The 12,282-nt window shown below is 64.0% G+C and carries 11 protein-coding genes; 7 read left to right on the top strand and 4 right to left on the bottom strand.

The features are described from left to right. Nucleotides 1-118 precede the first annotated feature (118 nt). On the bottom strand, nucleotides 119-1,345 hold the full coding sequence (locus BX591_RS08015; protein ID WP_111930123.1) for an acyltransferase family protein: 1,227 nt from the start codon (nucleotides 1,343-1,345) through the stop codon (nucleotides 119-121). Between the two features lie 27 nt (nucleotides 1,346-1,372). Here BX591_RS08015 and BX591_RS36385 point away from each other — a divergent pair, with 27 nt between their 5' ends. From BX591_RS36385 to galU, 3 genes are all read left to right on the top strand, one after another. Then, nucleotides 1,373-1,516, top strand: coding sequence for a hypothetical protein (locus tag BX591_RS36385; protein WP_167444511.1), 144 nt, complete (start codon nucleotides 1,373-1,375; stop codon nucleotides 1,514-1,516). Between the two features lie 98 nt (nucleotides 1,517-1,614). Beyond that, nucleotides 1,615-1,758, top strand: coding sequence for a hypothetical protein (locus BX591_RS36390; protein ID WP_167444512.1), 144 nt, complete (start codon nucleotides 1,615-1,617; stop codon nucleotides 1,756-1,758). Between the two features lie 318 nt (nucleotides 1,759-2,076). Continuing rightward, on the top strand, nucleotides 2,077-3,006 hold the full coding sequence (galU, locus tag BX591_RS08020; protein ID WP_111930124.1) for a UTP--glucose-1-phosphate uridylyltransferase GalU: 930 nt from the start codon (nucleotides 2,077-2,079) through the stop codon (nucleotides 3,004-3,006). 281 nt (nucleotides 3,007-3,287) lie between these two features. Here galU and BX591_RS08025 read toward each other — a convergent pair whose 3' ends face one another. Then, nucleotides 3,288-5,462 carry a malate synthase G gene (locus BX591_RS08025; protein ID WP_111930125.1) on the bottom strand — a complete coding sequence of 725 codons (2,175 nt, stop codon included), beginning with the start codon at nucleotides 5,460-5,462 and terminating at the stop codon, nucleotides 3,288-3,290. A gap of 68 nt (nucleotides 5,463-5,530) precedes the next feature. Then, nucleotides 5,531-5,935, bottom strand: a complete 405-nt coding sequence (locus BX591_RS08030) for a GlcG/HbpS family heme-binding protein (protein ID WP_111930126.1) — start codon at nucleotides 5,933-5,935, stop codon at nucleotides 5,531-5,533. A 328-nt stretch (nucleotides 5,936-6,263) separates the two neighbouring features. On the opposite strand from BX591_RS08030, the gene BX591_RS08035 reads away from it, so the two are divergent. Then, nucleotides 6,264-7,151: an MOSC domain-containing protein gene (locus BX591_RS08035; protein ID WP_111930127.1), complete on the top strand. Its 888-nt coding sequence runs from the start codon at nucleotides 6,264-6,266 to the stop codon at nucleotides 7,149-7,151. 19 nt (nucleotides 7,152-7,170) lie between these two features. Here the strand turns inward: BX591_RS08035 and BX591_RS08040 are convergent, their stop codons facing one another. Beyond that, nucleotides 7,171-7,551, bottom strand: coding sequence for a response regulator (locus BX591_RS08040; RefSeq protein ID WP_111930128.1), 381 nt, complete (start codon nucleotides 7,549-7,551; stop codon nucleotides 7,171-7,173). A gap of 139 nt (nucleotides 7,552-7,690) precedes the next feature. On the opposite strand from BX591_RS08040, the gene BX591_RS08045 reads away from it, so the two are divergent. From BX591_RS08045 to nirD, 3 genes are all read left to right on the top strand, one after another. Next, on the top strand, nucleotides 7,691-8,899 hold the full coding sequence (locus BX591_RS08045) for a GAF domain-containing sensor histidine kinase (RefSeq protein WP_244146869.1): 1,209 nt from the start codon (nucleotides 7,691-7,693) through the stop codon (nucleotides 8,897-8,899). A 420-nt stretch (nucleotides 8,900-9,319) separates the two neighbouring features. Further along, the gene (gene nirB / locus BX591_RS08050) at nucleotides 9,320-11,866 is read left to right on the top strand and encodes a nitrite reductase large subunit NirB (RefSeq protein ID WP_111930280.1); all 2,547 of its coding nucleotides are present in this window, start codon (nucleotides 9,320-9,322) and stop codon (nucleotides 11,864-11,866) included. Nucleotides 11,867-11,907: 41 nt separating this feature from the next. Beyond that, nucleotides 11,908-12,261 (top strand): nitrite reductase small subunit NirD, encoded by a 354-nt coding sequence (nirD, locus tag BX591_RS08055; protein ID WP_111930129.1) that lies wholly within the window; start codon nucleotides 11,908-11,910, stop codon nucleotides 12,259-12,261. Nucleotides 12,262-12,282 lie beyond the last annotated feature (21 nt).

Below are 12,282 nucleotides of genomic sequence, written 5' to 3' on the forward strand. Positions count from 1 at the left end.
CTTGGCCGGTTCCTGTCGTTGGCGCAGCGGAGCGAAAGTCTCGGGACTTTCGCTCCGTTTTTTTCGCGTGGAATCGCGTGGATGCGCGTGCGATTCAGGTCGGCATTCAGGTCGGCATTCAGGTCGACCCGGCGGCGGCCTTTTTCGGTTTGAAACTCGCCGACCATTTCATGGCCGGCAGTTCGACCAGCCGATAGAACACGTACGCGACCGGAATGGCCACCAGCATGTAGCCGAACGACGGCCAGATCGTCATTTGCAGCGACGAGCGGAACAGCAGCGACGACAGCAGCACGAAGATCGGCAGATGAATCAGATACAGCGAGAAGCTGAAATCGCCGAGGCGCGACAGCATGCGCGAGCCCCACGCCTGAGTTCGAGCCGTCTTGCCGCGCTCCAGCGCCTGGTACAGATAGAACGCGAAGCCGATCGCCCAGAACTGGAACGCGCCGTACTGACCGAAATGGAACGCGGCGCAGCCCAACGCGATAAACCCGCCGGCCAGCGCGTAGAGCCATACCGGCGAGCGCTTCTGCTGCTGCATGCCGGTGGCTTTGGCGTCGGCGATCCACGCGCCGAGCGTCCACGAAAACCAGTACGACGTGAAGAACTGGATGTCGTGACGTTCGAGCACATAGGCCGACACCACATTGACGAGCGCGACCAGCGCCAGCACGCGGGTCATGCCGATCCGCCGGCGCAGCGCGAACAGCAGCGGATAGATCGCATAGAACTGCACCTCGAGCGACAGCGTCCAGAGTGCGCCGTTCGAGCCATACGTCTTGCCGGCCACGCCTTGCAGCGAGAACAGATTGACGAGAAACGCCTGCACGCCGATCTCGCGGATCTTGTGGCTGACGGGCGGCAACTGCAGGCTGAACCAGTCGAGCGCGAAGGTCAGCAGCAGCGCCGCGAGCAGCACCGGATAAATACGCGCGAACCGGCGCACCCAGAAATTGCCCGTGTCGAGCTGGTAAGCCGGATTGGCGGCGAGCCGCAACGCACCGCCGCGATGAATGCAGTAACCGCTGATCACGAAGAAAATCGGGACCCCCGCCGAGCCCCACGCAATCGGAAAGGTCAGATACGCGGCGAGCTTGTTCAGGCTGAACGCATGGCCCACGTTCTGGTGAAACGCCTGCATGCCGACCCATTCGATCTGCCGGCAATGAAAATACGCGACCAGCAACGCGGCGAAGCCGCGCATTGCGTCGATGACATGCTCCTTGCCGGCGCTTGCGGCGCGCGCTTCGTTGCGCACCTGCGCCACGCGCGCGGCGCGCGGCGAGGAAGCCGGAAGATGGGGCAGGGATGAGCCGGCGGCATCCAGTGCTGGGTCGCTCATGCGCGGTCCTTGGTCTGAAGGAGATAAGTGATAGAGGGCAACGGCGGCCAGAAGCGGACGGATGAGCGCATGCCGTGCACGCCCGCGGTGCGTTACATCGTAGTGCAGCGCGGCGGCAAAAAAATCGTTAAAAAATTGCGGGATGAATTGAATTGGACGGCGATTTTGTGACGAATTGTAATTGCGTATAAGCCGAAGCAGAGTTGAATTATTTACTGCTTTTGTCATGCTAATTTAAGTGACGGATTCTCTTGACCCGAGGTGAAGTCATGAACCTGCATTTACTCGCCGGCATTGCCGTGCTGTTGCTCCTTGTCGCCGCCTCCGCCTACCGGGAAGCGTTGCGCAACGAGCCGATCCGCCGTAACCGGATGAACCCGGCCAAGCTGCCCCAACTCGACGAAAACGAATGAGCCGACCGATCCGGCAGGCATCCGCTGGTGCTCGGCGTGTTGTGATCCCGCGCACGCCGCCGTGCCGCGCAACTGCTCCGGTCAAGTAAGATTTTCAGCGTTTCTGAAAAATAATTCGATTGATATCCGTAATTGTTGCTGGCTATTTATCACCATGCGACATATCGAAATGCAATCCAATTATTTATTCAGGGCGACAAAATTTTCGCCTATGAGCCCGTTTGATTTTTTTGCGCGTTTTTTGCTAGTCTTGCCGGCGACATCGATTGGCCGCCTGGCCCGCGAACACTCTAATTTCTAACCGATGGAATGCCCACCATGCTGAAAGTCACCAAAGCCGTGTTTCCCGTAGCGGGCCTCGGGACACGATTCCTGCCGGCTACCAAGGCAAGTCCGAAGGAAATGCTGCCGGTCGTCGACAAGCCGCTGATTCAGTACGCGGTGGAAGAGGCGGTTGCCGCCGGTATCACCGAGATGATCTTCGTGACCGGTCGCAGCAAGCGCGCGATCGAAGACCATTTCGACAAGTCGTACGAGATCGAAGCCGAACTCGAAGCGCGCAACAAGCAGAAACTGCTGGATCTCGTGCGCAGCATCAAACCGGCCAATGTGGACTGTTTCTATGTGCGTCAGGCCGAAGCGCTCGGTCTGGGCCACGCGGTGCTGTGCGCCGAGAAACTCGTCGGCGAGAGTCCGTTCGCCGTGATTCTGGCCGACGATCTGCTGCACAGCTCGAAGCCGGTCATGAGCCAACTGGTCGACACCTTCAATCACTATCACAGCTCGGTGATCGGCGTCGAAACCATCGCGCGCGAAGACAGCCGCTCGTACGGGGTGGTGGACGGTCGCGAGTGGGAAGACAACGTGATCAAGATGTCGGGCATCGTCGAAAAGCCGGCGCCGGACAAGGCGCCGTCGAACCTCGGCGTGGTGGGGCGCTATGTGCTGATGCCGACCATCTTCAAGCATATCCGCGCGCTGAAGCCGGGCGCGGGCGGCGAACTGCAATTGACCGATGCGGTGCAGTCGCTGCTGACCGAAGAGCAGGTGCTCGCGTATCGCTACTTCGGCACGCGTTTCGATTGCGGCAGCAAGCTCGGTTATCTGAAGGCGACGGTAGAGTTCGCGCTGCGCCATCCGGAAGTGAAAGCGGAATTCGAGGCGTATCTGCAGGCTTATATGCAGGGGAAGGGGCAGGTCAATGGCGCGGCCGGCGTGGCGACGCAGTACACCGCCGAGGCGGCTTGAGGATTTGAACGGCTGAGGGCCCGGATGAGCCCGAAGGCGGCGCCGGCGATTTGCGCGAGTTGAACGTCGAACCGCCAGCGACTCGTGTCAATCGCGCCACGGCGCCCGCTACAAACGTATCACGCAGAAGCAACGCGCAGCAGCACCGCGCATGTTGAAACGGGCGCCGCACTTTTTGCGTGGCGCCCGTCTTTTTTGCGCGGCTTGAAGGTCAAAGGCGACGTCAAACGCGAACGTCAACCTCTAAACCCGTTCAAGCCGCGCCGAAGGCCGAAACCCGCTCAGCCCTGTTCCTTTACTTCCAGCCGGAACTTATGCAGCAACGGTTCCGTATAGCCGCTCGGTTGCTGACGTCCTTCGAACACCAGCGCCTGCGCGGCCTTGAACGCGATCGTGTCGAAACCCGGCGCCATCGGCTGGTAATGCGGGTCGCCGGCATTCTGCTCGTCGACCACCTTCGCCATGCGCCTGAACGTCTCTTCGACCAGCTCACGCTTCACCACGCCGTGATACAGCCAGTTGGCGATATGCTGGCTCGAAATGCGCAGCGTCGCGCGGTCTTCCATCAGGCCGACGTCGTGAATGTCCGGCACCTTCGAGCAGCCCACGCCCTGATCGATCCAGCGCACCACGTAACCGAGAATGCCTTGCGCGTTGTTGTCGATCTCGCTGCGGATTTCGTCGTCGCTCCACTGCGCCGTTTCGACCACCGGAATCGTCAGCAGACCGTCGAGCAGTTCGTCGCGCACCTGTGCGTACGCCGTGCGCTCCAGTTGCTGCTGGACCGCCTGCACGTCGACCTGGTGATAGTGCAGCGCATGCAGCGTGGCGGCGGTCGGCGAGGGCACCCACGCGGTGTTGGCGCCGGCTTTCGGATGGGCGATTTTCTGTTCGAGCATGGCGTGCATCAGATCGGGCATGGCCCACATGCCCTTGCCGATCTGCGAGCGGCCACGCAGGCCCGCGCTCAGACCGACCAGCACGTTGCTGCGCTCGTACGCGGCGATCCATGCGCTCGACTTCATGTCGCCCTTGCGCATCATCGGGCCCGCTTCCATGGCGCTATGCATCTCGTCGCCGGTCCGGTCGAGGAAGCCCGTGTTGATGAACGCGACCCGCTCCGACGCTTCGGCGATACAGGCGAGCAGGTTCACGCTGGTGCGGCGCTCCTCGTCCATGATGCCCATCTTGATCGTATTGCGCGGCAGCTTCAGCAGGTCTTCCACGCGCGCGAACAGTTCGCTCGCGAAAGCGACTTCGGCCGGGCCGTGCATTTTCGGCTTGACGATGTAGATCGAGCCGGTGCGCGAATTCAGTTGATGCTTGCGGTCGTGCAACGCGCACAGCGTGGTGATGACGGCGTCGAGAATGCCTTCGGGAATCTCCGCGCCGTCTTTCGTCAGCACCGCCGGATTGGTCATCAAATGACCGACGTTGCGGATGAACAGCAGCGAGCGGCCATGCAGCACCACCGGCGCGGTGCCGTTCGCGGCAACGTACACGCGATCCGCGTTCAGACGGCGGATGAAGGTCTTGCCGTTCTTCGTAACCTCTTCGGTCAACTCGCCGTTCATCAGGCCGAGCCAGTTGCGATAGAGCAGGACCTTGTCGTCTGCATCCACGGCCGCGACCGAGTCTTCGCAGTCGATGATCGTGCTCACCGCCGCTTCGACCACCACGTCCTTCACATGCGCGGAATCGGTCTTGCCGATCGGGTCGTTGGCGTCGATCTGGATCTCGAAGTGCAGGCCGTTGTGCTTGAGCAGCACCGCCGACGGCGCGCTCTCTTCGCCCTGATAGCCGATAAACTGCGCCGGCGTTTTCAGCTCGCCGGTGCCGTTCTTCAGCGCGACGACCAGCTTGCCGCCTTCGACGCTATAGCGGGTCGCGTCGGCATGCGAGCCGTTCGCGAGCGGCGCGGCCTGGTCGAGGAACCGGCGTGCATAGGCGATCACTGCGGCGCCGCGCACCGGGTTGAAGGCCTGCTGTTTTTCCGCGCCGTCGGTTTCGGGAATCGCGTCGGTGCCGTACAGCGCGTCGTACAGGCTGCCCCAGCGCGCGTTCGCCGCGTTCAGCGCATAGCGCTGATTCGACAGCGGCACCACCAGTTGCGGGCCGGCCTGTTCGGCGATTTCGGTATCCACGTGGTCGGTCGTGGCTTTGACGCTGGCGGGCACCGGCACGATATAGCCGATGCTTTCGAGAAACGCGCGGTACGCACGCAGGTCGCGCACCGGGCCCGGATGCGCGCGATGCCAGCCGTCGAGTTCGGTTTGCAGGCGGTCGCGCTCGGCCAGCAGCGCACGGTTTTTGGGCGCCAGCTCGTGCACGAGGGCGTCGAAACCCGACCAGAAAGCTGCGCTGTCGATTCCGGTGCCGGGCAGGGCTTCGGTTTCGACGAACTGGTCGAGGTTGGCGGCGACCTGCAGTCCGCCGCGCGGGTTCATCTGAGTCATCGACTGCTCCATCTGTCTGAATGGGGCCGATGAGGGGGCATCGGCCCGCGTTGAGCTACAACTGCGGTTTAAACGGCCAGCGCCTGAATGCCGGCTTTGGCGATCTGTGCATCCTGATCCGACTTGACGCCCGACACGCCGACCGCGCCGATCACGTGGCCGTCGACGATCACCGGTACGCCGCCTTCCAGCGTGCCCAGCAACGGCGCGCTCAGGAACGCGGTGCGGCCGTTGTTGATCATGTCTTCGTATACCTTGGTTTCACGACGGCCGATCGCCGAAGTGCGGGCCTTTTCCGTCGCGATGTACGAACTGGCCGGCGCGCTGCCGTCCAGCCGCAGCATGCCCAACTGGTGGCCGCCATCGTCCACCACCACGATCGCGACGGCCCATTGGTGCTTCTCGGCCTCGGCGCGCGCGGCCTCGAGGATGCGGGTCGTTTCGGCGACGGTCAACACGGGTTTGCTCAGCATAATGAATTTCCTGTCTCGGGTTATGGTAAGGATGCTTCTATAAATTCAATCCAGTGACGCTTTGACGCTAAGCGAGGGCCGTCGCGCAGCCCGGTGATTTTACGTCCAAGCGCGGTTCGAACAAACCGCTGCACGACGCATGCCGGTTATCGGTAATCTGGCGGACTGCGGTCCGCAGCGGACGGGCGCGCCGCGATTATTCTCGCGGCGCATGCGCGGGTCGAGCGTCGGCCCGTGGCCGCGCGATCCGGCACGCAAGGCCGCCGGGCCTTACAATCGAACTTCAAAACCAGCCATTCGAGCGCGGCCCCACGCGCCGACCCACATCATGCCGACCATTAGCGAGCTGTTCGTCTATCCGATCAAATCCTGCGCGGGCATCGCGTTGAGCGAAGCGCGCCTGCTTGCCACCGGGCTCGAATACGATCGCTGCTGGATCGTCACCGACCCGGCCGGCGCGATGCTCACGCAGCGTACGTATCCGCGCATGGCGCTGATCAAGGTCGAACTCGGCGAGACGGAGCTGGTGATTCGCGCGCCCGGCATGAACGAATTGCGCACGCCGCTCGACGCCGCGCGGCTCGACGCGCCGCGCAAGGTGCAGACCCAGGTCTGGCGCGACACCGCGTACGGTCTCGACGCCGGCGACGCCAGCGCGGCCTGGTTCTCCACGTTTCTCGGCGTGCCGGTGCGGCTCCTGCGTTTCGATCCCGAGCAGGAGCGCACGGTCGATCCGGATTACACCGCGAGCACCGGCGGCGCCACCACCTTTTTCGCCGACGGTTTTCCGCTGCTGGTGGTGGGCCAGGCGTCGCTCGACGATCTGAACACGCGTCTGCAACGCAAGGGCGCGCCGTCCATCGCGATCGACCGGTTCCGCCCGAATGTCGTGCTGACGGGGCTCGACGCGTACGAGGAAGACTTCGTGGAGACGTTGAGCGTGGCCGCCGGGGAAGCGGCTCACGGGATATCCCCGGTGCAGTTGCAGTTGGTCAAGACCTGCGCGCGCTGTCCGATGCCCACTGTCGACCAGGCGACCGGCGCACCCGATCCGGACTGGCCGCACGAGCCGACCGACACGATGAGCACGTACCGGGCGAATCCGCAGCGCGACGGCGCGCTGACGTTCGGCAATAACGCGCTCGTGGCGAGCGGCGCCGGGGCATGGTTGCGGGTGGGGCAAACGGTCGAGGCGGAGCTGGGCTTCGGCGATTGAAGCCTCGCTCAAATCCCGTTCAATGCCGGGCCGATCCGGTCAACGCGGCGAGGATCAGCGGCATCGGCACGGGTTTGACGAAGTGGTGATTGAAGCCCGAACGCAGCGACTCGCTGCGTTCTTCCGCGCGTTCGAGTCCGCTGACCGCGACCAGCGTGGGCGCCGGCACATCGCCTACGGAGCGGATGCGGCGCGCCACCGCGCGCCCGTCGAGGCGCGGCATTTCGACGTCGAGCAGCGCGGCGCCCGGATGCCAGGCGCAATACTGCGCCAGCGCGTCGAGCCCGTTGCGGGCGGTGCGGATGTCGAAACCCTGGGCGCTGAAATAAAGCGTGTAGGCAGCCAGCAGATCGGGGTCGTCGTCGGCGATCAGCAGGCGGGCCATGTGCTGAGTGAACATCGGCTTCCCCTATGAGTATTCCTGGTATGTGTATGCCTGGTATTGAGCAATTTGAAGTCCCGCTAGAATCGTTGCGCGACGTTTCGCTTCCCGCCCAGCTTTCAGGCCCTCCACGCACACCCGCCCGCGCGGCTTGTTTATGACGAATTTACGGCTCGACCCCAGCGAAGACGCCCAGATCGCGCGCGATATCGAGGCGGTCCAGCGGATCGGCGCTGTGCCGGCGATCCTGCGCCTGATCTGCAAAAACACGGGGATGGGCTTTGCCGCCGTAGCCCGGGTCTCCGAGCGTAGCTGGACCGCCTGCGCGGTGCAGGACGAAGTGAACTTCGGCCTGTTGGCGGGCGGCCAGCTCGAACTGCACACCACGCTGTGTTTCGAGTCGCGCGCGGCGCGGGCCGCCATCGTGATCGACAATTTCGGCACGGACCAGGTCTATCAGGGCCATCACACGGCGCGAATCTACAAGCTCGGCAGTTATATTTCCGTGCCGATCATTCTTCCCGACGGCGGCTATTTCGGTAATCTCTGCGCGATCGACCCGAGTCCGGCCGAGGTCTCGAATCCGCGCACGCTGAGCATGTTCGAAGGATTCGCGGACCTGATCGCGATGCAACTCGTGACCGAAGGGCGTCACGAGGCCGCTCAAACGGCCCTGCTTCGCGAGCGGGAAACCGCCAGCCTGCGTGAGCAGTTCATCGCCGTGCTCGGTCACGATCTGCGCAATCCGCTGTCGGCGGTCAGCGCGACTGCCGAGCTGCTGTCGCTGCGCAAGAACGAACCCGATCTCGTGAGAATCGGTCAGCGCCTGAAATCCTCCACCCTGCGCATGGCGCGTTTGATCGACGACGTGATGGACTTCGCGCGTGGCCGGCTCGGCTCGGGCATCGGCGTCTCGATCGACGAGGTCGGCGATCTGACCGCCGCGCTGCGGGCGGTGGTCGCGGAAGTGCGCGAGGCCAATCCGCAGCGTCTGCTCGCCGACGACATCGCGATCGCCACGCCGGTGCGCTGCGACCGCACGCGCGTGCAGCAGTTGCTGTCGAATCTGCTCGGCAATGCCGTGACGCACGGCGACGCGGCGTTTCCGGTGCGGGTGCAGGCGCGCATCGAGCACGCCGAACTGGTGCTGACGGTGATCAACGGCGGCAACGAAATCGCGCCCGACGTCCTGAGCAAGGTGTTCGAGCCTTATTGGCGGCCGGCTACCAGTAAGCCCGGCGGCGGCTTGGGGCTGGGTTTGTATATCTGCAAGCAGATCGTCGCGGCGCATGGCGGCACGCTGGAGGTTAGGTCGTCCGCGCAAGAGGGGACGTGTTTCGTGGCGCGCCTGCCGACCGGTGTTTAACCGACGTCTAACTGCATCTATCGGGCCGCGCTGACGGTCCATTCCCGTAAGCAGGCGCCGCACGCGTACAGTGCTGCGTCGCACCATCCCTGTGCCTTGCTGCATCAAAACGCGTCGCGCCGGTGACGTGCCGCACGCGCGTGCGATTCCCCCTCAAGCCCCGCGCCACCGCCTCACCACGCTTATTTGCCGCCATTGGCACGGCCTTTGCGTAGAGCCTTGCCATCGGACCAACGTGGGTCCGTCGCGAGCGCAACACAAAGCGCCCGCCGCAGTACCGATCAGGACAACGGCGTCCCCCGGATTCAGTCATCGACTGGATTCGCGGGACGCCGTTTTTGTTTGCCGAAGCGTTTTCGCGGCTCTCGCGCGGCGGCGCACGAAACCCAGCAAGCCCAGCACATTGAGGACACCGCGGTCATGAAAATCATCGTTATCGGTCACGGCATGGTCGGCCACAAACTGGTGGAATGCCTCGCGCAAGATGCCGCGCACGGGCTCGACATCACCGTGCTTTGCGAAGAGTCGCGGCCGGCCTACGACCGCGTGCATCTGTCGGCGTTCTTCTCGGGCCGGAGCGCGGACGATCTGTCGCTGGTCGAACCGGGTTTCTTCGAACGGCAGAACGTGCTGCTCAAACTGAACGCGAAGGCGGTCGCGATCGATCGCGACGCGCGCAGCGTGACGGTTTCGACGGGCGAGACCTTGCCCTACGACAAGCTCGTGTTCGCCACCGGCTCCTATCCGTTCGTGCCGCCGGTGCCGGGTCGGGAGCGCGCCGACTGCTTCGTGTATCGCACCATCGACGATCTCGAGGCAATGCAGGAATGCGGCGCGCGCTCGACCACGGGGACGGTGGTGGGCGGCGGGCTGCTCGGTCTCGAGTGCGCGAAGGCGCTGCGCGATATGGGCCTGCAAACGCATGTGGTCGAATTCGCGCCGCGTCTGATGGCGGTGCAGGTCGACGACGGCGGCGGCCGCGTGCTGCGCACCCGGATCGAAGAACTCGGCGTGACCGTGCACACGCAGAAGAACACCACGGCGATCGTGGATGGCGAAACCGGCACGCACCGCATGCAGTTCGCGGACGGCAGCCATCTCGACACCGACATGATCGTGTTCTCCGCGGGCATCCGTCCGCGCGACGACCTGGCGCGCGCAAGCGGCCTGACGCTCGGCGCGCGCGGCGGCATCGTGATCGACAACGCGTGCCGCACCAGCGACCCGCACATCTACGCGATCGGCGAGTGCGCGCTGTGGAACGGCCAGTTGTTCGGGCTCGTCGCGCCGGGCTACGAGATGGCGCGCGCGGTGGCGAAGCAGTTGCTCGGCGACGCGACCGGGGCCGAATTCGCCGGCGCCGACATGAGCACCAAACTGAAGCTGATGGGCGTCGACGTGGCGAGTATCGGCGATGCGCACGGCAACACGCCGGGCAGCCGCGCCTATCAGTTCAGCGACGAACGCAAGCAGGTCTACAAGAAGCTGGTGGTCTCCGGGTGCGGCAAGTATCTGCTGGGCGGCGTGATGGTCGGCGACGCGAGCGATTACGGCACGCTGCTGCAGATGATGCTGAACCGCGTCGAACTGCCGGAAGCGCCCGAATTCCTGATCCTGCCGCAGGCCGACGGCGACGCGAAACCGGCGCTCGGCGTCGACGCGTTGCCCGACGCCGCGCAGATCTGCTCGTGCAACAACGTGTCGAAGGGCGCCTTGTGCGCGGCGGTGGTTGCCGGCGCAACCGACATCGGCGCACTCAAGTGTGCGACCGGCGCAGGCACCTCGTGCGGCGGTTGCGTGCCGCTCGTCACGCAGGTGATGAAAGCCGAGATGAAAAAGCAGGGGCTCGCGGTCAACAACCATCTGTGCGAACACTTCCCGTTTTCCCGCCAGGAGTTGTATCACCTCGTGCGCGTGGGCGAAGTGCGCAGCTTCGGCGAATTGCTCGCACGGCACGGTCATGGCTTGGGCTGCGATATCTGCAAGCCGGCGGTGGCGAGCATTCTCGCGTCGTGCTGGAACGAATTCGTGCTGAAGAAAGAGCACGCGTCGCTGCAGGACACCAACGATTACTACCTCGCCAATATCCAGCGCGACGGCACTTACTCGGTCGTGCCGCGCATGGCGGGCGGCGAAGTGACGCCGGACGGTCTGATCGCCGTCGGCCAGGTCGCGAAAAAATACGGGCTGTACACGAAGATCACCGGTGGTCAGCGGGTCGATCTGTTCGGCGCGCGCGTCGAGCAACTGCCGTTCATCTGGGAAGAGCTGATCGCCGCCGGTTTCGAATCCGGTCATGCGTACGGCAAGTCGCTGCGCACGGTGAAGTCGTGCGTCGGCTCGACGTGGTGCCGCTACGGCGTCGGCGATTCGGTCGGGCTCGCGGTCGAGATCGAGAACCGCTACAAGGGCTTGCGTACACCGCACAAGATCAAGTTCGGCGTGTCGGGCTGTACGCGCGAATGCGCCGAAGCGCAGGGCAAGGACGTCGGCATCATCGCCACCGAGAAAGGCTGGAATCTCTACGTGTGCGGCAACGGCGGCATGAAGCCGCGCCATGCCGAGCTGCTGGCGTCCGATCTGGATAAAGACACGCTGGTGCGCTACATCGACCGCTTTCTGATGTTCTACGTGCGCACGGCGGACCGTCTGCAACGCACCAGCGTGTGGCGCGAGAACCTCGAAGGCGGACTGGCGTATCTGATCGACGTGGTCGTCAACGATCGCCTCGGCGTGGCCGCCGAGCTCGAAGCGGACCTGCAGCACGTGGTCGACACGTACGAATGCGAGTGGAAGAAGGCCGTGACCGATCCCGAAACGCGTAAGCGCTTCCGTCATTTCGTCAACAGCAGCGAGCCGGACCGCAATGTGACGTTCGTCGAAGAGCGCGGCCAGATCCGGCCGGCCACACCCGCCGAACGGCACATCCGGCTGGCGGCGATTCCGGTCGTCGTCGAAACCGTCTGATTTCCCCCACCCGGGTTGCGCTATTTACCGAGGACTTCGCCATGAATCAAGACCGTGTGCCGCGTGCCTGGCAGCCCGTTTGCCCGCTCGATGAAATCGTCCCCAACACGGGCGTCTGCGCGCTCGTCAACGGCGAGCAGGTGGCCGTATTTCACGTGCACGACGGCCGCGAGCACGCCGCCGTCTACGCGATCGGGAACTTCGATCCGGGCTCGCAGGCGGCGGTGCTGTCGCGCGGGCTGATCGGCAGTCTCGGCGAACGCGTGGTGGTCGCTTCGCCGATTTACAAGCATCACTTCGATCTGCGTACCGGCGAGTGCCTGGAGACGCCGGCGTATTCCGTCAGCGCGTTCGATGCGCGGGTGGAAAACGGTCAGGTGTGGGTTGCCGTTTAAGCGTCCGCCAACTCTTTCCAA

The organism is Paraburkholderia bryophila, from assembly GCF_003269035.1.
Taxonomy (GTDB): Bacteria; Pseudomonadota; Gammaproteobacteria; order Burkholderiales; family Burkholderiaceae; genus Paraburkholderia; species Paraburkholderia bryophila.

Bases quoted from the DNA above. Each gene is read 5' to 3' on its own strand.
- BX591_RS08015 (WP_111930123.1), bottom strand. From the start codon at position 1,345: ATGAGCGACCCAGCACTGGATGCCGCCGGCTCATCCCTGCCCCATCTT.
- BX591_RS36390 (WP_167444512.1), top strand. From the start codon at position 1,615: ATGAACCTGCATTTACTCGCCGGCATTGCCGTGCTGTTGCTCCTTGTC.
- galU (WP_111930124.1), top strand. From the start codon at position 2,077: ATGCTGAAAGTCACCAAAGCCGTGTTTCCCGTAGCGGGCCTCGGGACA.
- BX591_RS08025 (WP_111930125.1), bottom strand. From the start codon at position 5,462: ATGACTCAGATGAACCCGCGCGGCGGACTGCAGGTCGCCGCCAACCTC.
- BX591_RS08030 (WP_111930126.1), bottom strand. From the start codon at position 5,935: ATGCTGAGCAAACCCGTGTTGACCGTCGCCGAAACGACCCGCATCCTC.
- BX591_RS08035 (WP_111930127.1), top strand. From the start codon at position 6,264: ATGCCGACCATTAGCGAGCTGTTCGTCTATCCGATCAAATCCTGCGCG.
- BX591_RS08040 (WP_111930128.1), bottom strand. From the start codon at position 7,551: ATGTTCACTCAGCACATGGCCCGCCTGCTGATCGCCGACGACGACCCC.
- BX591_RS08045 (WP_244146869.1), top strand. From the start codon at position 7,691: ATGACGAATTTACGGCTCGACCCCAGCGAAGACGCCCAGATCGCGCGC.
- nirB (WP_111930280.1), top strand. From the start codon at position 9,320: ATGAAAATCATCGTTATCGGTCACGGCATGGTCGGCCACAAACTGGTG.
- nirD (WP_111930129.1), top strand. From the start codon at position 11,908: ATGAATCAAGACCGTGTGCCGCGTGCCTGGCAGCCCGTTTGCCCGCTC.